Source organism: Corynebacterium sp. MSK195, from assembly GCF_030228885.1.
Taxonomy (GTDB): Bacteria; Actinomycetota; Actinomycetes; order Mycobacteriales; family Mycobacteriaceae; genus Corynebacterium.
In genome coordinates this window covers 74,191-95,304 of the sequence record NZ_JASPGT010000002.1, presented here as the reverse complement: position 1 = coordinate 95,304, position 21,114 = coordinate 74,191, and the positions used below count along the sequence as shown (strand labels likewise).

General features: G+C 59.9%; 21 protein-coding genes. 20 read left to right on the top strand and 1 reads right to left on the bottom strand.

Annotated features, from left to right (window positions below; genetic code table 11):
- Positions 1–125: 125 nt before the first annotated feature.
- From QP909_RS02285 to QP909_RS02240, 9 genes are all read left to right on the top strand, one after another.
- A complete protein-coding gene (locus QP909_RS02285; protein WP_225745954.1) occupies positions 126–440 on the top strand; it encodes a WXG100 family type VII secretion target in 315 nt (104 codons plus the stop codon).
- 69 nt (positions 441–509) lie between these two features.
- The gene (locus QP909_RS02280) at positions 510–797 is read left to right on the top strand and encodes a WXG100 family type VII secretion target (RefSeq protein WP_284765995.1); all 288 of its coding nucleotides are present in this window, start codon (positions 510–512) and stop codon (positions 795–797) included.
- 405 nt (positions 798–1,202) lie between these two features.
- Positions 1,203–1,646 (top strand): 50S ribosomal protein L13, encoded by a 444-nt coding sequence (rplM, locus tag QP909_RS02275; protein WP_034668278.1) that lies wholly within the window; start codon positions 1,203–1,205, stop codon positions 1,644–1,646.
- Positions 1,646–2,179 (top strand): 30S ribosomal protein S9, encoded by a 534-nt coding sequence (rpsI, locus tag QP909_RS02270; protein WP_204610198.1) that lies wholly within the window; start codon positions 1,646–1,648, stop codon positions 2,177–2,179. The genes rplM and rpsI overlap by 1 nt, the downstream gene beginning before the upstream one ends.
- A 400-nt stretch (positions 2,180–2,579) precedes the next feature.
- Positions 2,580–2,906: a type II toxin-antitoxin system HicB family antitoxin gene (locus QP909_RS02260; RefSeq protein WP_005328036.1), complete on the top strand. Its 327-nt coding sequence runs from the start codon at positions 2,580–2,582 to the stop codon at positions 2,904–2,906.
- 48 nt (positions 2,907–2,954) lie between these two features.
- Positions 2,955–4,298 carry a phosphoglucosamine mutase gene (gene glmM / locus QP909_RS02255; RefSeq protein WP_225745952.1) on the top strand — a complete coding sequence of 448 codons (1,344 nt, stop codon included), beginning with the start codon at positions 2,955–2,957 and terminating at the stop codon, positions 4,296–4,298.
- Between the two features lie 112 nt (positions 4,299–4,410).
- On the top strand, positions 4,411–4,725 hold the full coding sequence (locus QP909_RS02250) for a hypothetical protein (protein WP_225745951.1): 315 nt from the start codon (positions 4,411–4,413) through the stop codon (positions 4,723–4,725).
- Positions 4,722–6,515 (top strand): hypothetical protein, encoded by a 1,794-nt coding sequence (locus QP909_RS02245; protein WP_284765994.1) that lies wholly within the window; start codon positions 4,722–4,724, stop codon positions 6,513–6,515. The genes QP909_RS02250 and QP909_RS02245 overlap by 4 nt, the downstream gene beginning before the upstream one ends.
- A complete protein-coding gene (locus tag QP909_RS02240) occupies positions 6,515–6,775 on the top strand; it encodes a hypothetical protein (RefSeq protein ID WP_284765993.1) in 261 nt (86 codons plus the stop codon). Before QP909_RS02245 ends, QP909_RS02240 begins: the two co-directional genes overlap by 1 nt.
- Positions 6,776–6,779: 4 nt before the next feature.
- On the opposite strand, the gene QP909_RS02235 is transcribed toward QP909_RS02240, so the two are convergent.
- Positions 6,780–7,613 carry a dienelactone hydrolase family protein gene (locus tag QP909_RS02235; RefSeq protein WP_284765992.1) on the bottom strand — a complete coding sequence of 278 codons (834 nt, stop codon included), beginning with the start codon at positions 7,611–7,613 and terminating at the stop codon, positions 6,780–6,782.
- A gap of 206 nt (positions 7,614–7,819) precedes the next feature.
- Between QP909_RS02235 and QP909_RS02230 the strand changes: the two genes are divergently transcribed.
- From QP909_RS02230 to QP909_RS02180, 11 genes are all read left to right on the top strand, one after another.
- On the top strand, positions 7,820–10,624 hold the full coding sequence (locus QP909_RS02230; protein ID WP_284765991.1) for an FAD-binding and (Fe-S)-binding domain-containing protein: 2,805 nt from the start codon (positions 7,820–7,822) through the stop codon (positions 10,622–10,624).
- A 95-nt stretch (positions 10,625–10,719) separates the two neighbouring features.
- On the top strand, positions 10,720–12,591 hold the full coding sequence (glmS, locus tag QP909_RS02225; RefSeq protein ID WP_284765990.1) for a glutamine--fructose-6-phosphate transaminase (isomerizing): 1,872 nt from the start codon (positions 10,720–10,722) through the stop codon (positions 12,589–12,591).
- A gap of 192 nt (positions 12,592–12,783) precedes the next feature.
- A complete protein-coding gene (locus tag QP909_RS02220) occupies positions 12,784–14,307 on the top strand; it encodes an ABC-F family ATP-binding cassette domain-containing protein (RefSeq protein WP_284765989.1) in 1,524 nt (507 codons plus the stop codon).
- A gap of 82 nt (positions 14,308–14,389) precedes the next feature.
- On the top strand, positions 14,390–15,493 hold the full coding sequence (alr, locus tag QP909_RS02215) for an alanine racemase (protein ID WP_284766166.1): 1,104 nt from the start codon (positions 14,390–14,392) through the stop codon (positions 15,491–15,493).
- Complete coding sequence (gene tsaE, locus QP909_RS02210) at positions 15,483–15,983, top strand: tRNA (adenosine(37)-N6)-threonylcarbamoyltransferase complex ATPase subunit type 1 TsaE (protein ID WP_284765988.1); 501 nt, start codon at positions 15,483–15,485, stop codon at positions 15,981–15,983. The genes alr and tsaE overlap by 11 nt, the downstream gene beginning before the upstream one ends.
- Positions 15,984–16,073: 90 nt before the next feature.
- Positions 16,074–17,663, top strand: coding sequence for an aspartate:alanine exchanger family transporter (locus QP909_RS02205; protein WP_284765987.1), 1,590 nt, complete (start codon positions 16,074–16,076; stop codon positions 17,661–17,663).
- Between the two features lie 163 nt (positions 17,664–17,826).
- A complete protein-coding gene (locus tag QP909_RS02200) occupies positions 17,827–18,336 on the top strand; it encodes a hypothetical protein (RefSeq protein WP_284765986.1) in 510 nt (169 codons plus the stop codon).
- Entirely contained in the window at positions 18,336–19,043 is a 708-nt protein-coding gene (tsaB, locus tag QP909_RS02195) for a tRNA (adenosine(37)-N6)-threonylcarbamoyltransferase complex dimerization subunit type 1 TsaB (RefSeq protein ID WP_284765985.1), read from the top strand. The genes QP909_RS02200 and tsaB overlap by 1 nt, the downstream gene beginning before the upstream one ends.
- Positions 19,040–19,528, top strand: a complete 489-nt coding sequence (gene rimI, locus QP909_RS02190; RefSeq protein ID WP_239235107.1) for a ribosomal protein S18-alanine N-acetyltransferase — start codon at positions 19,040–19,042, stop codon at positions 19,526–19,528. Before tsaB ends, rimI begins: the two co-directional genes overlap by 4 nt.
- A gap of 9 nt (positions 19,529–19,537) precedes the next feature.
- Complete coding sequence (tsaD, locus tag QP909_RS02185) at positions 19,538–20,581, top strand: tRNA (adenosine(37)-N6)-threonylcarbamoyltransferase complex transferase subunit TsaD (RefSeq protein WP_239278084.1); 1,044 nt, start codon at positions 19,538–19,540, stop codon at positions 20,579–20,581.
- Between the two features lie 91 nt (positions 20,582–20,672).
- Positions 20,673–21,101, top strand: coding sequence for a hypothetical protein (locus tag QP909_RS02180; protein WP_005322709.1), 429 nt, complete (start codon positions 20,673–20,675; stop codon positions 21,099–21,101).
- The last annotated feature ends 13 nt before the right edge of the window (positions 21,102–21,114 follow it).

Here is a 21,114-nt window from a genome sequence, read left to right as displayed (position 1 = left end):
TAGCCGGGAACCGTTTGGCGGAAAGTTCAGTCCAATAAAGGTGAGAAAGCACAGATGCGAAGCACAGCTGCTTTTTCGGGGGAAATACACACAATCTCATCCGCCCTAAGGAGGGGCGCACTCTTATGTCTCAGACTTTCAAGACACAAGCCGATGTCATGATTGCCACCGCCGGCAAAGTCGATAACACCAACGATGAAGTCCAGGGTGAGCTCACCCGCCTGCAGGGCGTCGTCGACTCCGTCCGCGGCAGCTGGGCCGGCCAGGCGCAGGTCTCCTTCGATGACCTGATGCAGCGCTACAACACCTCTGCGCAGCAGCTGCGCGAGGCCTTGGCTTCTATCTCTGACAATATCCGCAGCAATGCCCACAATTTCGACAACGTGGAAGCAGAAAACACCCAGGCCTTCTCCAACGTGGGCGGCGGGCTCGCCCTCTAAACCGCACCGCACACTTCACTACTCCGCAGCCCAAAAGCTATAGATTCACAGAAGGGAATCCATCACCACATGTCCGAGATCAAGTACGAATTCGGTGCCATTTCTTCCGCCGCAGCCGATATCAACGCCACCTCTGGTCGCATCAACAGCACCCTGGCAGACCTGAAGGCGCGCCTTCAGCCCATGGTGAGCACCTGGGAAGGCGAGTCCGCCGTGGCTTATAACCAAGCGCAGGCCAAGTGGGACAACGCGTCCCAGGAACTCAACACCGTGCTCGCCACCATCTCCAAGACCGTCTCGCAGGGCAATGATGCAATGAGCGACGTCAACCGTCGCGCCGCCGCAAGCTGGGGTTAAATCCACACTCTATTTGCACGGTTCCACGCTGTCCCCGTGGGGGCTGCGGTGCCACTGACCACACCCGCGTGGCAGGAGGCGGACGCAGCCGCAGCCCTGGCCAAGAAACCAGCGTGAGTACTCCTTTTCTAGTTCATTTCTCTTGCTATCTCTTCCACTCTTTGAAGTCGTACCTTTCTAATCCGTACCCACGAGCCGGCACCTCCCGTTTGAGCCGCGGAAGGTGCCGGTTTCGGTGTTTTGGTCTTTGGGCAGGTGAGCAAGTAGGGTAGGAGACCTATGTGTTCGCTCGTCGGCAAGCAGCTGGCGAAGCGCTCCCTGCAGGTCTCCACCGGCCGCTGTACGGGAGTGAATGGATGCTTAGCGCTGGCCGGCAGTTCCGAGACAGACTTTCAAGGAGTCAAATTGTCTACTTTCCACCCAAAGAGCGGTGACATCACCCGCAAGTGGTACGTCATCGACGCTACTGATGTGGTGCTGGGCAAGCTCGCTTCCACCGTTGCAGACCTGCTGCGCGGCAAGCACAAGCCACAGTTCGCACCGAACGTTGACGCTGGTGACCACGTCATCATCATCAACGCTGACAAGATCCACGTTTCTTCCACCAAGCGCGGCCGCGAGATGCGCTACCGCCACTCCGGTTACCCGGGCGGCCTGAAGTCCATGACCCTGGGTCAGTCTTTGGACGCCAACCCGGTTCGCGTTATCGAAGAATCCGTTGCCGGCATGATGCCGCACAACAAGCTCTCCCGCGCTTCCATCAAGAAGCTGCACGTCTTCGCAGGCGAAGAGCACCCGTACGCCGGCCAGAAGCCGGAAACCTTCGAGTTTAAGCAGGTGGCACAGTAATGTCTGAGCAGAACATCGACAACAACGTAGCCGACGCTGCTGACATCGCTGCAGCAAGCGCCGCTACCGAAGAGTTCACCAACACCATCGGTGATTCCATCGCACCGGCCGAGACCGAAGAGGTCGAGGCTGCCGCTCCGGTACACGAGGGCCCGATCCAGACCGTCGGTCGCCGTAAGCGCGCCGTCGCCCGTGTTCGCCTCGTTGCTGGCTCCGGCCAGATTGTGGTTAACGGCCGCGAGTTCGGCGAGTACTTCCCGAACAAGCTGCACCAGCAGGATATCCTCACTCCGCTGACCCTGCTGGAGCGCGAGAACCAGTTCGACCTCAAGGTCACCGTTAACGGCGGCGGCCCAACCGGTCAGGCTGGCGCCCTGCGTCTGGCTATCGCTCGTGCACTGAACATCTACAACCCGGCTGACCGCACCGCCCTCAAGAAGGCTGGTCTGCTCACCCGAGATGCTCGTGCAGTTGAGCGTAAGAAGGCTGGTCTGCACAAGGCACGTCGCGCACCGCAGTACTCCAAGCGTTAATCTCGCTTCTACTGCGCGCGCAAGCGCTACGCAAAGCCGCTGCTTCCTTTGGGAGGCGGCGGCTTTCGTCGTTTTGAGCTTCGGCAGAGGAGAATGACACCTCTGCACGGTAGTACTATATGTGGTACTGATTAATTGTGGGTAGCAGCGTAGAAGAAATCTTGGCCAAAATGAAAAGAAGCCCAGTGAACATAGCTTTTTCGGATCTAGTAAGTGTGTGTGACTATTTTTTTGAGCGAAGAAGCAGCAAAGGCACGTCGCACAGAACGTATAAGACGCCATGGCGTGGAGATCCCCGAGTGAATATTCAGAGCGCGAAAGGAAAAGCGAAAGCTTACCAAGTTCGCCAAGTTCTTAAAGCGGTACAAAAACTACAAACCGAGCAAGAAAGAAGATGAAAATGGACGTCAGCAAATACACCTATCAAGTCTTCTGGTCTGAAGAGGATAATGAGTTTGTGGCGACGGTTGCCGAGTTTCCTTCACTATCGTGGCTGGATTCTGACCGTAGCTGTGCAGAGCAGGAACTTCTGAAGTTGGTTGCGGAAGTAGTAGAAGATATGCAGGTGTCAGGAGAAACCATCCCTCAGCCGTTGGGGGCTCGGTCATATTCGGGAAAATTCAACGTTCGAACCTCTCCGTCGCTGCATCGCAAGCTGGTCATGGAAGCAAGGACGGAAGGAATTTCACTCAACGCATTGATAAACCAGAAGCTTGCCTCCGCCTAAACCGCCCCAACATGTAATCGATGGGCACAGGAGTGCATAATTGACTGCATGACTCGACTTTTTGGAACCGATGGCGTTCGCGGCCTCGCGAACAAGAAGCTGACCCCAATTCTGGCCTTGCAACTAGGCCAGGCCGCTGCGGAGGTATTTACCGCCAAGCGTGAATCCTACGAGCGCCAGCCGCTGGCCATTATTGGCCGCGACCCGCGTGTATCTGGCGAGATGCTGGATGCAGCGATTGCGTCCGGTCTGGCTTCCCGCGGCGTGGACGTGGTGCGCGTGGGCGTGCTGCCGACGCCGGCGATTGCCTACCTGACGGATGACTATGGTGCGGATCTCGGCGTGATGATTTCCGCCTCCCACAACCCGATGCCAGACAACGGCATCAAGTTCTTCTCCGCAGGCGGTAAGAAGCTGCCGGACGAGGTAGAAGATCAGATTCAAGCCACCATGGAAAACCTCACCGAGGATGGCCCGACCGGCACCAAGCTGGGCCGTATCATCTCGGAGGCCCCGGACGGACGCGAGCGCTACCTCAACCACTTGAAGGAAGTGGTCTCCACCGACCTCAGCGGCATCAAGGTGGTCGTAGACACCGCCAATGGTGCGGCCTCCAAGGTTGCTCCGATCGCCTACGAGGCGGCTGGCGCAGAGGTAATTGCTATCCACAACAAGCCGAATGCCTTCAATATCAATGAGGACTGCGGTTCGACGCACATTGAAAAGGCACAGGCGGCCGTCGTCGAGCATGGCGCCGATCTGGGCCTGGCCCACGATGGCGACGCCGACCGTTGCCTGGCTGTGGATGCCGAGGGCAATGTTGTGGACGGTGACCAGATTATGGCGCTGCTGGCCGTAGGCATGAAGGAGGACAATGACCTGCGCTACAACACTCTGGTAGCAACCGTCATGTCTAACCTGGGCCTGAAGCTAGCCATGCAGGAACAAGGCATCGAGGTGCGCCACACCGCAGTAGGCGACCGCTACGTGCTGGAAGAGCTCAACCGCGGCGATTTCTCCTTGGGCGGCGAGCAGTCTGGCCACGTCGTGTTGCCAGATGATTGCACGACTGGCGACGGCACGCTTACTGGTCTGTCCATCATGGCGCGCATGGCCAAGTCCGGGAAGTCCCTAAAGGAATTGGCATCGGTGATGACCGTGCTGCCGCAGGTGCTCATTAACGTGCCGGTTTCTGATAAGGGTGTCATCATGGACGCCCCCGAAGTACAAGAAGCCATTGCCCAGGCTGAGGAAGAACTCGGCGAAACCGGCCGCGTCCTGTTGCGCCCCTCCGGCACTGAGGAGGTTTTCCGCGTCATGGTGGAGGCCGCCGATAAGGAGCAGGCACGCAAAGTTGCCGGGAGGCTTTCCGCCATCGTTTCCTCGGTCTAGCGCAACCGCCGGGTGCGGAAGAATTTTGGCATCCTAGGGAACCATTTGGCGCAATCCCCAGTCCAATGAAGGTGAGAACTTTTACCGCATATGGATTTGGGGGAATACACCAGTGTCTGAGGTTTTTCTTCGCCCCTCGGAGGCGATGTCCGCACTACGGCAGGTCGTAGCCGATAACGACGAACAACGCGATGCCCACCGGGCCGAGGTACCGGATTTTCCGGTGGCCGCGGCTGGACGCAACTTTGGCGGCCACGGTGAGCGCATTCGCAATGTCTTGGCGCGCATCCATGAGCGCGGCGGGCAGAGGTTGGATAATTTATCTGCCACCGCCCATGCCGCCCATGAACAGGTGCGCGCCTTTGCCGATTTTGATGAGTCCTTCGGCAGCTCCTTTGCGCGCGGCGGGGAGGCGGACAGCAAGTGAGTACGCTGACAAAATCCCTGCTGGGGGACTATTCCAACGCGATTTCCCAATTCCAATTCGCATGCTTGGGAAACTACCAGGGCCCCAGCATGCCGATGAACCTACTGGGGGAGCTAGTCGGTGCGGTGGACGGCATCGCGCCCGAAAACCTGGTGAAAAACACCGTTGCGGCCGTGGGCGGAAACCGCCCGAAGGGAGGCGGTGCTGGACTAGCGGGCTATTTGCAGCAAGATGATTCCGAGGTTGCTCAGGGCGCCATGCGCGAGCACCTGTGCGGCGTGCAGGAAGACTTTGACATTGACCGCCAGGATGCTGCCCATCTCACCAGTTCGGCGCAGCAGTGCTCGGGCGCTATTGCCGACGTCGTCGATGTCTCCGACACCGCCCTAACCGAGCTCATCTCTGCGGTCATCCCACTGTTGAATATCTTGTCCATGGTGGCTACCAAGCACCCGCTGGCCAGGTTTATCATCCCGATTCTTTCCACCATTGGCGGGCGCGTTATCGAAGAGACGAATCACAATATCGCTAGCACCTGCCGTGACCGCGATGATGCGATTGAGTCCTGCTATAACGAGTTTGAATCGCGTTGCGAATGCGTCTGCGAGCGCCCAATGCCGGAAGAATGCCCGACGCCGGCTAAACCTACAGATGATGCCTGCCCTGCACCGGTAGAGCAATGCCCGGAGACTCCTACTCCCACTAAGCCGATGCCGAAGGAAGAATGCCCGCCTCCGCCGTCGCAGCCCACCGAGCCGGCCCAGGTGGAGTGCCCACCAGAGCCCACGCCCATGCCGGAGCCTGACTCAAAGCAAGAATCGAGCCAGACGACTTCCACGCCGCCACAGCCGACGCCTCCTTCGCCACCACCCGTCCCGCCAAGGGAATGCCCCGAGCCCGAGCCTGCAGCCAAGACGGAAGTGCACACGGAGACCACTGCCGAACACGGTCTCGGCTGCCGTTGCCAAGAGTGCACCGAACAATCATTAACTGAGCGTCCATCGCAGTCCCAGCGCGAAGTAGAGATCACCAGGCCGGCACAGGCGGAGATCATTCCGCCGCAGGAGCCGCCAGAACAGCCACAGCAAGTAGAAGAACCGTGCCCGGAACCTGAACCTCAGCCTGAGCCGAAACCTAAACCAGACATGGATACAGAACCCGCTTCTGACTCGGGCGCAGGGGAGGAAACACTCTGCCCTGAAAATACCGCGGGAAATACCGAAGAATGTGTGGAAACGACCCAAACCAGCTCAGAAGGCTGTGGAATTGAATCCTCCTGCAGTGGCAGTCTCGGCCTGGTAGGGGCCGGAATCGCTTTAGTAGGCGTGGGCCTCATTGTGGAAGGCGCCGCGCAGTGCCTGGAGAACATGTCCGACGCGGATTGCCCGGTGCAAGAGCCTGAACCGGACCCCGTCCCTGAGCCTCAGCCAGAGCCAGAACCAGATCCCTGCCCGGAACCTGAGCCCGAACCCGAACCCGAACCCGAGCCGGAGCCGGAGCCATGCCCCGAACCCGAGCCAGCTAGTGATGATGGCGTTATGGCGCCGCCTCCTGAGCTGTCTCAGGTAGAGGAGCCAACGCCGCCACCAGAAAAGGTGGCACACCTCCAGGCGGCCGGTCCAGCAGAGGCACCGTCACCAGCCCCAGCTCCGGCTCCTGAACCAGCACCGGCACCGGAACCGCAGCCGGCTCCAGAAGAAGCACCGGCACCGGCACCAGCGCCGCAGCAGGAGGCGGCACCCGCGCCAGAAGAACCAACCATTAAGGCACGAAAGGCAGGTCAGTGGTAATGAATAACGACTTCGCAGAATTTGCGCAGGGCTTTCGGGAAAGGACGGCTAAACGCCTGCTGGAATTTGAAAAAACGCTGGCGAAAGCGCAAGACGAGCTAGAAAAGTCCGCGGATAAGGCCATGCAGGAGGCGCGAAGGGAGAAGGGGCAGGTGGGGCGTCGGCAAGCGGCGGCGATGTCAAGGCCCAGATATGGCGCTGCCCCGGCGCGCTCAAGGAACGCGTCGGGGCAGGTGCAATCTGTGCTGCGGCGGGGTTAATACCTTAGGCGTCGCGGGTGACGCCGGCGCGCTCGGCCAAGTCTTCGCCTACGAGGCTTTGGACCTTCTTGGCGCTTGCCTCTGGATCCGCAAAGGCGTCATAGGTGGAATCGCCGTTTAGGGTGGCCAGCAGGAAGCCGGTGACCAAGCCGCGGGCGATTTCGGTGGGGCCGGATTGGAATGCGGCGGTGCCGATGGCCAGCTTGCGCAGGCGATCTTCGGTAAAGCCGGCGTGGCTGCCCTTGTCGATGGCGCGGAAGCAGACTGGGCCATTCCAGTTATGCGCCAGCTTGGCGGGGTTGCCGGCGTTGAAAATGTCTTCCTGGCCGGCGCCAATGACCAAGCCTGGGGTAGTAATGCGGCGGGCTGCCTGCACCGCAGACGGCGCGGTGACGGAAGGGTAAATGGCGGCGACGGCGGCGACCTTCTGGTTATCCAAGGCGCCAAGCACGGCCGTGCCACCGCCCATGCCGTGGCCAATCATGCCGAGCTTGCCCGGGGAGACCGTAATATTGCCAGCGCCAAGCTTCACCCCAGCGGCAATCTGCAGCGCAGATTCCATATCCGCGGCCAAGTTGCGGTGGTTGGGGAAGGGGCCGGTCTCGGAATCGGGGGCTACCACGACGATGCCCCAGCTAGCCAAGTGGCGCAGGGTGGCGTGGTAATCCTTAATCTTGTGCATCCAGTCATGGCCAAAGGCCACGGCGGGCAGGCTTTGGCCCTCCGCGGGGGTATAAACCTTGCCGGTGATTCCGGCATAGTCAAGGTCGCCAACCAAAACTCGGTTGCGACCGCGCTTCGACAACGTTGCTAGATGTTTATTCAAATTCGCAGACACGCATTCCAGGATAGATGAAGATCACCCGCCAGGCGGGAAAGGGTGCGGGTTTATCTGAGAAATGTCTGCGCAGTATTCAGCCGAGCCACGGGTGTGGTGGAAAGGCTTTGCTAAGCCCCTCCTAACTTGCGCGCCTGTGCGCAGGGGAGTGCAATGTGTGGGCAACTACATACTCTTTTTATTTCTGGGAAGGCGGGCTGCGGTACATGACTACCGGCGTCGTTGATGTGGAAGAACTTTCTACTCGTTATGGGATGGAGGTAAAGACCGAGGTCATTGACCGCGTGGCACATGCCTCCGACGCCTCGCACTACCTGTACACCCCCAAGGCAGTCATTGAGGCCCGCTCGGCTGAACACGTGGCCGCCATCTTCCGCGCGGGCCGGCAGCAGAATGTTCCGGTCACCCTGCGCTCCGGCGGTACCTCCCTTGCCGGCCAGGCTTCCGGCGATGGCTACCTGGTGGACGTACGCAAGCACTTCCGCGGCATCGAGGTATTGGATGAGGGCAAGCGCGTGCGCGTCCAGCCCGGCGCGACGGTGCGCCAAGTCAACGCCCGCCTGGGTCTGCGCAATCGCAAGCTTGGCCCGGATCCGGCCAGTGAATCTGCCTGCACCATCGGTGGCGTGGTGGCCAATAACTCTTCCGGTATGGCCTGCGGTACCGAGCTCAATACGTATAACACTCTGGAATCGCTAACGTTTGTGCTGCCTACCGGCACGGTGATTAATACCGCCGATGCGGATGCTGACCGGCAGTTCCAACAGCAGGAACCAGAGCTGGTGGACACGCTGATCCGCCTGCAGCGCCGCGTGCGCGATAACCAGGAGTCCGTGGACATTATCCGCCGCCATTTCCAGCTGAAAAACACGATGGGCTATGGCCTCAATTCCTTCCTGGATTTTGATAGCCCGGTCAAGCTCTTTGAGCACCTGCTCATCGGCTCGGAGGGAACCCTGGCCTTCATCGCTGAGGCGGTATTCCGCACCGTGCCCATTTCCAAGCTGACCACCACCACGGTGGCTGTCTTTGATGATCTCACCGCCGCCACCAAGTCTCTGCCGGCCCTGCTAGATACCGGGGCGGCCACCCTGGAGCTAATGGACTCTGCCTCCATTCGCGTGGGCCAAGGCTTTGACAAGGTCCCGCAGGCCATCACCGGTTTTGATGTGGACAAGCAGGCCGCACTGCTCATTGAGTACCACGCCGACGCGGAAGAAGAACTGCGAGAGAAGGAAGGAAAGGGCTCGCAGCTTCTGCGCGAGCTGCCGCTGCAATCGCCAGCCGCCTTCTCGGCCGATACCGCTTCGCGCAATACGGCATGGAGCTTCCGCAAGGGCCTGTATGCCCAGGTCGCTGAGGCACGCCCGTCCGGTACAACCGCGCTCTTGGAAGATATCGTCGTGCCCGTGGGGGACCTGGCTGATACCTGTTCTTCCCTGCAGGAACTCTTTGCTCAGTATGGCTATGACGATGCCGTCATTTTCGGCCACGCCAAGGACGGCAATATCCACTTCCTGCTTACGGACCGCTTTGAAGGCGATGACGCCATTGGTCGGTATAACGATTTCAACGAGGGCATGGTGGACTTGGTTCTCTCGGCCGAGGGCAACCTCAAGGCCGAGCACGGCACCGGCCGCGCCATGGCGCCGTATGTGCGCCGCCAGTACGGCGACGAACTCTACGCGGTCATGCAAGAACTCAAGCGGGCCTGCGATCCCACCAACACGATGAACCCAGGCGTCATCTTGGATGATGACCCAGACGCGCACATCAAAAACATCAAGCTCAACCCCACCGTGGAAGAGGAAGTGGACCGCTGCGTGGAGTGCGGCTACTGCGAGCCGGTTTGCCCGTCGCGCGATCTCACGCTGACTCCACGCCAACGCATTGTGGTGCGCCGCGCCCGCAAGCGCGCGGAAGAAGCCGGCGATAGCCAGCTCGTAGCCGAGCTGGATGAGGCCTATGAATACATGGGCATCGAGACCTGCGCGGTGGATTCCATGTGCCGCACCGCCTGCCCAGTGGGCATCGATACCGGTAAGTTCATCAAGCGCCTGCGCCGCGAGGAGGCCCAGCCGGCGCAGCAAAAGCTGTGGGGCGCTGCCGCCAAGAACTGGCAGGTGGTTAGCCAAGGCGCTGGGCTGGCGCTGACCGGCGCGCACCTGCTGCCTACCGAGCTGGTCAAGAAGGTCACCGACGTGGGCCGCAGCCTCATCGGCACCGATAACCTGCCGCAGTACCAGCCGGAGCTGGGCAAGGGTGGCAAGTCCCGTGGCCGCTTGGCCGGGCGCGTGGGTGATCGCTACGCGCAGACCACCGGTATTTATCTTCCTGCCTGCGTGAACACCATGTTTGGCCCGCAGGGCGGCGGCAAGGGCACGACCGATTCCTTCGTGGCTCTCTTGGAGCGCGCCGGGGTAGCGCTGGAGGTTCCGGAGGGCATCGACAAGCTCTGCTGTGGCACCCCATGGGCTTCTAAGGGCATGCAGGCCGGCCACGATGCAATGGAACAGCGCGTGCGCGATATCGTCATGGAGGCTACCGATGGTGCGCGCCTGCCGGTCATCGTGGACGCCAGCAGCTGCACTGCCGGTTTTAAGGACATGCTGGAGTCGGTGGGCATTACCGTCATCGACGCCATTAGCTTTACAGCCGATACCCTCCTGCCGCAGCTGGCGGTCAAGAATCCGGCGGCCTCCGTGACCGTGCACCCCACCTGCTCTGCCTTCCAGCTGGGCATGATGGAAGACGTGGAGAAGGTAGCCCGCGCCGCCGCGGCCGAGGTACACATTCCTACTGACTGGAATTGCTGTGGCTATGCCGGCGACCGCGGCATGTTGCATCCGGAGCTAACCGACGCCGCAACGCGCGCCGAAGCAGCGCAAGTCAAGGAGATCGGGGCGCAGTATCATGCCTCGACCAACCGCACCTGCGAGCTCGGACTGACCCGCGCTACCGGCGAGGATTATCACCACATTCTGGAGCTTTTGGAGCAAGCGACGCGCTAGTTTTCCCAGCGCACTAGCGGGTGGGGCACTATGCCCCGCTTGCCGACGCCCCGCCCGCCTAGAGGTTTCTTCCACGTGCTGTAAAATCAGCAACCATGTGTGGAATTGTTGGATATATTGGTCACGCTGGTGGTGACCGTGATTACTTCGCCCTCGACGTAGTTCTGGAAGGGCTGCGCCGTTTGGAATACCGCGGCTATGACTCCGCTGGCGTAGCAATGTACGCCGATGGGGACATCAGCTGGCGCAAGAAGGCCGGTAAGGTCGCTGCGCTGGATGCTGAGATTGAGGCCCGCCCATTGCCAGACTCCGTGCTGGGCATTGGCCATACCCGTTGGGCTACCCATGGTGGCCCCACCGACCTGAATGCGCACCCGCACGTGGTCGATGGCGGCAAGCTGGCCGTGGTGCACAACGGCATCATTGAGAACTTTGCCGAGCTCAAGTCCGAGCTTTTGGACAAGGGCTACAACTTCGTTTCCGAGACCGACACTGAAGTTGCCGCTACGTTGCTGGGCGATGTCTTCCACAACGAGGCCGCTGGTGACCTCACCAAGGCAATGCAGCTGACCTGCTCCCGCCTGGAGGGCGCATTCACCCTGCTGGCCATCCACGCCGAGCAGGCCGATCGCATCGTTGCTGCTCGCCGTGACTCGCCGCTTGTTATCGGCCTGGGCGAGGGCGAGAACTTCCTCGGCTCCGACGTATCCGGCTTCATCGATTACACCAAGTCCGCCGTGGAGATGGACAACGACCAGGTCGTGACCATCACCGCTGACGAGGTAGAAATCACCGATTATGCGGGCAACCCTGCACAGGGCAAGCCTTTTGAAATCAAGTGGGATGCTGCCGCTGCCGAAAAGGGTGGCTTCGATTCCTTCATGGAAAAGGAAATCCACGACCAGCCCGCCGCTGTGCGCGATACCCTGCTCGGCCGCTTCGACGAACAGGGCCAGCTGACCCTCGATGATCTGCGCATCGATGAGACCGTTTTGAAGTCCATCGACAAGATCATCGTCATCGCTTGCGGTACCGCCGCCTATGCCGGCCACGTGGCACGCTATGCCATCGAGCACTGGTGCCGCATTCCTACCGAGGTCGAGCTCGCCCACGAGTTCCGCTACCGCGATCCAATCGTGAACGAAAAGACCTTGGTTGTCGCACTGTCCCAGTCCGGCGAGACCATGGATACCCTGATGGCCGTGCGCCACGCCCGCCAGCAGGGCGCCAAGGTTATCGCCATCTGCAATACCCAGGGCTCGTCCATTCCGCGCGAATCCGATGCCGCGCTCTACACCCACGCCGGTCCGGAAATCGCCGTGGCCTCCACCAAGGCTTTCCTGGCGCAGATTACCGCCACCTACCTGCTCGGCCTCTACCTGGCCCAGCTGCGCGGCAACATGTTCGCCGATGAAATCCAGAGCGTTCTTGCTGAGCTGCGCCACATGCCGGACAAGGTTCAAAACGTCATCGACGAAGAGGACCAGGTGGCCAACCTGGCCAACTCCATGAAGGATGCGGAATCCGTGCTCTTCTTGGGCCGCCACGTCGGCTTCCCTGTAGCTCTTGAGGGCGCGCTGAAGCTCAAGGAGATCGCCTACCTGCACGCCGAGGGCTTTGCCGCCGGCGAGCTCAAGCACGGCCCGATTGCACTGATTGAGGAAGGCCAGCCGGTCTTCGTCATCGTGCCGTCTCCGCGCGGCCGCGACTCCCTGCATTCCAAGGTTGTCTCCAATATCCAGGAGATCCGCGCCCGCGGTGCCATCACCATCGTGATTGCGGAAGAAGGCGATACCGCCGTGGAGGATTACGCTAACCACGTTATCCGCATCCCGAAGGCGCCGACCCTCATGCAGCCGCTGCTGGCCACCGTGCCGCTGCAGATCTTTGCCGCCCATGTAGCAAAGTCCAAGGGCTACGACGTGGACCAGCCGCGTAACCTAGCCAAGTCCGTGACTGTGGAGTAATCCACGCCGAACGGTACCTACTAAGCCCCCTTACTTGCCGCGTTTCTTGCGTGGGAGGTAAGGGGGCTTTGGCATTTCTTTGAAGCTTGAATCTGTTATGCTACTGGGAGCAATTGTTGTCGGTGAAAGGAGTAGGCAGTGCTCATCCGTCGTGTTTTTGCGTAAAACACTAAAGGAAGAACGGATTTAAGCATGCCTATTTTATTGAACGACCTTTCCCTAGTATGGCCCGATGGCACCACCTGCTTCAGTGGCCTAAACGGTGCCTTTTCTGGCCCTTTAACTGCGCTCATTGGGGATAATGGTGCAGGAAAGACAACTCTGTTAAACGTCATCCTTGGCAAAATCTTGCCTACTGCTGGAACGGTGGAAAAGCCGGAATCGATAGCGTACCTGCCACAAGACCTTGCTTGGAATGAAAATGATGTAGTAGCAGACATCTTCGGTGTCACCCAAGTGCTCACGGCGATTTCCGCAGTCGAAGCCGGTGAGTATGAACCAGAATTTTATGAGTTAATTGGGGAGCAATGGGACGTCGGTGAGCGCATTGCCGCTGCCCTTTCCGCCGCCGGATTGGATATCCCGTTGGACCGCCCTATCAAAAGCCTCTCTGGAGGCGAAGCGGTCCGCGTCGCTTTGGTGGCGGTGTTCTTGTCTGAGCCAGATTTCATTATCCTCGATGAACCGACCAATAACCTCGACGGAACTGCAAAGAAGCATCTGAAAGATATGTTGGTAAATGCCACGGCGCCGGTGTTAGTGGTAAGCCATGACAAAGACCTGTTGGATGTAGTTGCCGAGGTAGCGGAATTAAGGGATGGAAACCTACGCTTCTTTCAAGGCAACTATTCCGACTACCTAGCCACGATTAATGCAGAGCAGGAAGTAGCTCAAAAAGCAGTATCTACCGCCAAGGCGACTTATAAGCAGCAACTCCGCGAACGACAAGCAATGCAAACACGGATTGCGCGTGATGCGCGCCGTGGAAAGAAGTTCGCGGAGTCGAAGCGCAAACCAGGCATGACGATGAAGCTTGATAAGCAGCGATCCGAAAAGACGGCATCGCGCAGAGCGCAGATCCATTCAGGCGCAGTTGAAGAGGCCCAACGCTCTTTAGCTCGAGCTGAGCGAAACATACGAGATGATGATTCGGTCTATATCGAGCTGCCACAAACTGAGCTGCCGGAAGGAAAGCGGGTTATTTCGATTCCTGGGCTGACGATTGTCGGCCCAGAACGGGTGCGCTTGTCAGGACCAAATGGAAGTGGCAAGACCACGCTCTTAAACCGAATTAACTCCGGTGAGGCGGGCTACGTGATCGGCAATTCGGGGTATTTGCGTCAACGAATTGGATTAGATCCTTCTCTAAGCGTATGGGACGTGGTTACTAACGCGAATCCACGAGAGGATCCGCAGTTCATCCGTGATCAGCTTGCTCAGTTGTTGTTTCAATCTGACTCGGTTCATGCATTGACTGGGACCCTCTCGGGAGGCGAAAGATTTAGGGCGGAATTCGCCAGAGTGCTCTTAGCGGATCCGGCGCCGCAATTGCTAATGCTCGATGAGCCGACTAACAACATTGATATTTCAACTGTTGATTGGTTGGTCTCGGTCTTGAAAAACTATCGGGGCGCATTGCTAGTGGTGAGCCATGATGAAGATTTCTGTTCGCGGATAGAACTTACGAGGCAAGTTTCGATAGAAGACATTGGATGAGCCGACTCCAAGGTGGAGGTATCGCGAGTCAGTGCACCACACCCTGCCCGAATTCTGCACAAGGGTGAGCAGTGGCACAATGGTGGGCATGCTGAAAACCACGATTGATCTCTCCGCTATTGCGCACAACGTCCGCCTCATCAAGGAAAAGGTGGGGCCTGAGGTCAAGCTCATGTGCGTGGTCAAGGCCGATGCCTACGGGCACGGCGCGGCCAAGGTTGTGCCGGTGATGGCGCGCGCCGGTGCGGATTGCTTTGGCGTGGCCACCCTGCGGGAGGCGGTGGACCTGCGCCGCGCGGGCGTGGATGCGCCCATCGTGGCGTGGATTTGGCAAACAGATGAAATTCTCGAAGAAGCCTTGGCCAATGGAATCGAGGTAGCGGTCAACTCCCTTGAGCAGGCGCATAAGCTGGTCAAGGCCGATTTTCCTGCTGAGGTATACGTTAAGGTGGAAACCGGCATGCACCGCTCCGGTGTGGATGAAGAGGATTGGGCAGAGACCTTTAAGGTGTTGCGCGATGCCCCGCACATCAAGGTGCTTGGGCTCATGTCCCACTTTGCGTGTGCCGATGAGCCGGATAATCCGCACAATGACGCCCAAGAGGAGGCGTTCCGCACGGCCTTGCAGCTCGCGCGTGAGATTGGTTTGGAATGCCCAGTCAATCACCTGGCCAATTCACCTGCCGTACTGACGCGTCCTTCCTCTTATTTCGAGCAGGTGCGCGTAGGCGCCGCTTGCTATGGCTTGGAGCCCATCGAAGGACGCGAACACGGCTTGCGCCCGGCCATGACCTGGTCCGGGCAGATTTTTAACGTCAAGCCTATTAAACCGGGGGAGGGCACGTGCTACGGATTGACCTGGAAAGCGGATAAGCCGGGATTTTTGGCCACAGTGGACTGTGGTTATGCCGATGGTCTGCCGCGCGGCTATCAGGGCGACCTGCACGTGGGCATTGGTGGGCACCTCTACCCGCAGGTAGGAAGAATCTGCATGGATCAGATTGTGGTGGACTTAGGTGAGAACCCGCATGGCGTGGACACAGGGCAAGACGCCGTGATCTTTGGCAACGGGGGAGTATCGGCCACGGATCTCGCCGCGGCAGCAGGCACCATCAACTATGAGGTGGTGTGCCTGCCCGATGGCCGCACCGAACGCGAATATATAGGAGAAGAAGATGCGCAGTAGCTTTCCGGAATCCGGCAGCCGCGACCTATCCACGGTGGAAGAAACCTATGCCTTTGGTGAAGAGCTGGGTGCGGCGCTTGAAGCCGGCGATGTAGTGATCTTGGATGGGCCATTGGGGGCTGGAAAGACGACGTTGACGCAGGGCGTCGCCAAGGGCATGCAAGTTAAAGGTCGCGTTACCTCGCCGACCTTTGTTATCGCCCGCGTGCACCGCTCAACGGTGGGCGGGCCGGACCTTGTGCACGTGGATGCCTACCGCCTGCTCGATGAAGGCGGTGCTAATTCCGGGGATCCGCTAGGAGAGCTCGACGCGCTGGATCTGGACACGGAGCTAGAGGACGCCGTGGTTATTGCCGAATGGGGCGGGGGACTAGTAGAGCAGATTGCGGAGCGCTACCTATTTATCAGCATTGACCGCGAGCCGGCGGACTATGCCGGCGCAGAAGAGGATGTTCGCCGCTTCACATGGTCCTGGCAAGGTGTTGCATAGCACACCCCTTTACCTTAAGGGGCTTTAAGTGATGATTATCACCGGGTAGCTAACTTGATCCGGGTATAACCACTACGTAATTCTATTAAGGTGTTGAATTTTCTCGCCTCAAGTCCTTTGCTTTCTCTCTTCGTCATCATGGCGGTGGGTCTAGCGATTGGCAAGATCAAGATCTTCGGCATCTCTCTCGGTGCCGCGGCTGCGATGTTTGTGGCACTGGGTCTATCTACTGCCAATCCGGATATCCAAATTCCACCGCTGGTCTATCAATTTGGTCTGGCGATCTTCGTTTATGCCATTGGCCTCAGCTTCGGGCCTTCCTTTGTCCGCGAGTTTAAAACCCGCGGCTGGAAGCTCACCGTCTTCATGCTGGGTATGTTGGTTGTCTTGGTTGCGGTGGGCTATGGCCTCATCCGTGGCTTTGGCCTGAGCGTGCCAGAGGCCGTCGGCATGTTCGCCGGTTCGCTTTCCTCCACGCCGGGCATGGCCGCTGTGGTGGAAATGGTGGGCGATTCCACTCCGGTCGTCGGTTACTCCTTGGCCTACCCAGGCGCGGTGATTGGCGCGATCCTTGTCGCCGCCATCGGCGCCAAGGTTGTCAAGGTGAACCATGAGGAAGATGCCCGCGCAGAGGGCATGATTCCCGCCGAGCTTGTGGCCAAGGGCGTGCGTTTGACCAAGAACTTTAATGACACCGCTGGCCATATCTACCGCGTTACCGGCCAGACCGTTGTGGCTACTCGTATCATCTCCAATGATGAGCGCCACCGCCTCGCCGTCCCGGAAATGCCGCTGTGTGAGGGTGAAGCATACCTGCTCAACGGCTCCGAAGAGGCCGTCGATAAGGCCATTGAGATCCTGGGTGAAGAACATCCGGTGGAGCTGACCGAGGAAGCCGGTCTCAAGTACAGCCGCGTTACCGTGTCCAACCCAGAGATTGCCGGTAAGTCCGTCCGCGAGATCAAGGCCCTCGACCACGGCTTTATCATCGCTCGTATCCGTAAGGGCGATAAGGACCTCGTCCCGCACCCGGACACCGTGCTCAACTACTCGGATCGCGTTCGCGTGGTCACCAGCCCGAGCCGCCTGCCGTACGTGCGCAAATACCTCGGCGACTCTGAGGCCGCGTTGGGTAATGCGGACCTGTTGTCCATGGCCATCGGCCTGTCCTTGGGTATGCTGCTCGGCCTCATTCCGATTCCGATGCCGGGCGGTTCTACCCTGCAGCTGGGCTTTGGTGGCGGCCCCGTCGTCGTCGGCCTGCTCTTGGGCTACCTCAACCGTACCGGGCCGTTGAACTGGCAGATGCCATTCCACACTCGTGAGACCTTGTCCAATATGGGACTTACCTTGTTCCTCGCCGGCGTGGGCACTTCGGCCGGCGCCTCCTTCCGCGATGCCCTGACGGATCCATCCTCCCTGACCATCATGGGCGTGGGCCTTATCATCACGTTGGTCTCCGCCATCCTGATCGGCGTCATCGGCATGCTGGTGCTGAAGCTCAAGTGGGACGAAGCCATGGGCTGTGCGGCCGGCATGACCACCAACCCCGCAGTCTTTGCCTATATTCGTGATCAAACCGGCACCGAGCTGGCCGGCCGCGGATGGGCCACGGTCTATCCCACCACAATTATCGGCAAGATTATTGCCTCGCAGGTATTGCTCTTGCTGTTGCTATAGCGGCAATATCGCGCGTTAATTACTCACCCACAGGGTCGCCCGCCTACACTGGCAGGCACTACCCTGTGGGTTTTGTGTTGCGGTTAACCAGGTAGCATCGGTTGCCAGAACTACCGCCGCCCGCCTGATACTTAAACATTTTTCAAGGAGCCATACTCACCCCATGACTAATTTCGCTCGCAACCTCACCGCCGCCATCATCGCCATCTTTATCGTTGTCATGATGGTTCTTCTTGCTTCCTCCACACTGCGCGAGGAAAACCACTTAGAGGGAAACCTCTCCTCCACGCTGGCCAAGGCGCCAAATAACTTGGAGGTCATGACCGTCATGCCCACCGACGTCTATGGCGAGGAATACCCTGCCATTGGTTTCATCTGCCCGGGCATGCGCGAAGACAAGGTTAAAGAGGCACAGATCGATACCGAGAACATCACCTTTGAAGACGGTGCGGTGCCGGAAGGCAAGAGCTACGCGGTAGCCATTTCCCAGAGCACTAAGCCCTTCATCGAAGAGCTGGATCCGGAAAAGGTCGAGGTGTGCGAGATGATTGACATGCAGGTCAAGGCCATGGAGCAGCAGGGCCAGAGCCTTGATGGCGGCGTACCCATGATCCAGGGCACCCAGCCGCTGGGCTTCCAGCGCGAGGATGGCACCTGGAAGATGGTTGCCTAATGCGCGTCCTCGCGATCGATACGGCTACCACCGCCCTCGTTACCGGGGTAGTGGATACCGCCACCGGGCAGACCACCGAGCGTGTGTTGGAGGATACCCGCGCGCATAATGAGCTGCTCATTCCTACCATCACCGAGGTCCTCGCAGAAGCGGGTATGGAGTATTCCGATCTCGATGCGGTGGTCACCGGCGTGGGCCCGGGTCCATTTACCGGGTTGCGCGTGGGTATGGCGACGGCCTCCGCGCTTGCCGACGCCCTCTCTATCCCCCTCCACGGCATCTGCACCCACGATGCCATCGCGGCCGCCGCCGAGCTTCACGTAGATCCTGCCGCCGCGGCCGACGAAGCCACCGCCTTGGTAGCTACCGATGCTCGCCGCAAGGAGATCTACTGGGCCACTTATCGCGCTACCGACTCCGGTGTGCAGCGCATTTCTGGCCCCGCGGTCACGAAACCGGCCGAACTCGAGGTGGAACTTACCTCCACCGCCGAGGTCATCATCCCGGATCGCCTTGCTGAGCAACTCCCCGAGCTGCTCGCCGCCCTGCCGCACCGCGCGGCCCAGCCAACCGCGGCAGCCCTTGTTGCCGTGGCCGACCTAGAGGCAGAACCCGCTCCTGTCGTGCCGCTGTACCTACGCCGCCCGGACGCGGTCCCGCCGAAGCAGCAGCAGCTTTCTGCCGCCATTCCGAAGGTCGAGCTGTGAAGCTGCGCGAGCTGACCCCGGCCGATGCGCCCCGGTGCGCCGAGCTGGAAGAGGTCCTATTTCCCGGAGAAACCCCGTGGTCCAGCCGGATTTTCCGGGAAGAAATGGCCCAGCCCTTCAACTTCTATCTCGGGGTGGAAGGCGCGATCGAAGAACCGGCGCCGGTAAAGCTTTTGGGCTATGCGGGCATCGGCATGATGGGCCCAGCCGCGGACCCGGAGTTTGAAATCCACACCATCGGCGTCGACCCCGCCGCGCAGCGCCGCGGCATCGCGCGGATGATGATGGACAATATCTGCCATATCGCGGATCTCAAGGACGCCCCGGTCTTCCTCGAAGTTCGCGTGGGCAATGATCCCGCTATTGGCCTGTATGAGCGCTACGGCTTTGCCAAGCAGGGGATCCGCAAGAACTATTACCAACCTTCCGGGGCGGATGCGCACGTGATGGTGCGCCCGCGCCAGTCCGAGCGCCCAGAAGATTAAGGAGCAGTCATGAAGATCATGGGCATCGAGTCCTCCTGCGATGAAACCGGAGTGGGTATCGTCGAGCTTCGCGAGGACGGCCGCATGGACATCATCGCTAACGCCGTTGCTTCCTCCATGGAGCAGCATGCGCGTTTCGGTGGCGTCGTCCCGGAAATCGCCTCCCGCGCACACCTTGAGGCCATGCCGCAGGTCATGCAGGCGGCGTTGAATGAGGCGGGCATCGAAAAGCCGGATGCCATCGCCGCTACCGTGGGGCCGGGCCTGGCCGGTGCCTTGCTGGTGGGAGCCTCGGCCGCCAAGGCCTATGCCGCGGCTTGGGGCGTGCCCTTCTACGGCGTTAACCACCTGGGCGGCCATGTTGCCGTGGCCAACCTGGAAGGCGAAGAGCTGCCGCACTCGGTGGCCCTTCTGGTCTCGGGCGGGCATACGCAGCTGTTGGAAGTAGAGGCCGTCGGCAAGCCCATGCGCGAGTTGGGCTCTACGCTTGATGACGCCGCCGGTGAAGCCTACGACAAAGTTTCCCGTCTCCTTGGTTTGGGCTACCCCGGTGGCCCAGTGATTGATAAGCTCGCCGCCCGCGGCGAAGCCACCATCGATTTCCCGCGCGGCATGTCCCGCGCCGAGGACCTGCGCGGCCCGCACCGCCACGACTTCTCCTTCTCCGGACTCAAGACTTCCGTGGCCCGCTATGTGGAGCGCGCTGAAAAGGCAGGGGAGACCATCAGCGTGGAAAATGTCTGCGCCAGCTTTCAAGAAGCCGTGGCAGATGTCCTGACTGCCAAGGCCGTGCGTGCCTGCGAGGACACCGGCGCCCGGGTGTTACTACTGGGAGGCGGCGTGGCCGCTAATTCCCGCCTGCGCGAGCTGGCCGCCGAGCGCTGCGCCGCCGCCGGGGTGGAACTGCGCGTGCCGCGCTTTTCGCTGTGCACCGATAACGGCGTGATGATCGCGGCCATCGGCGCGCAACTCATCCACGAAGGCGCCCAGCCCTCTGGCCTCGGCGTAGGCACCGATACCCAGCTGGATGTGGAAGAGCCGCAGTTAACCTAAAGTTCTTCTCGCTCGCGCTGCAGGCGGGGCAGGGGGCCGGTACGCTAAGGAGCGTTCATGCCCTCTTGGCTTTCTGAAGGAGCTTTCTCTCATGACCGTCGGTTTCCTTGTCAACCCTGATCTCACCCGCCGCAAGCTTGAATTTGAGCTGGAGCACGCCAACCAGTTCCTGGGCGGCACCACCGAGGACCGCGTATCCGTTGTATTCCAAGAAGATGGCACCACCTACGCCGCGCTCTACAATCCCGAAGCCAAGGCCGAAGGTGCCGAGCCGAATCCGGTAGCCTCCCTGGCGCGCAACGCGGCTGCCACCGGCAACGCCGCCTTCCTGCAGGACCCCATCCGCTCCATCTGCGGTCCCGTCATTTTCGTTGACGCCGAGGGCGAAGACACCACCATCGATGCCGTTATCGAGTCCGTGGAGCAGGGCATTCGTGCAGTGAAGAACTACCGCGAAGATAACCCGGAGGAATACACCCTCTGGCGCGCGGCCGTTATCAACTCCGATAAGAGCCTTTAAGTCCCAGCCCCTC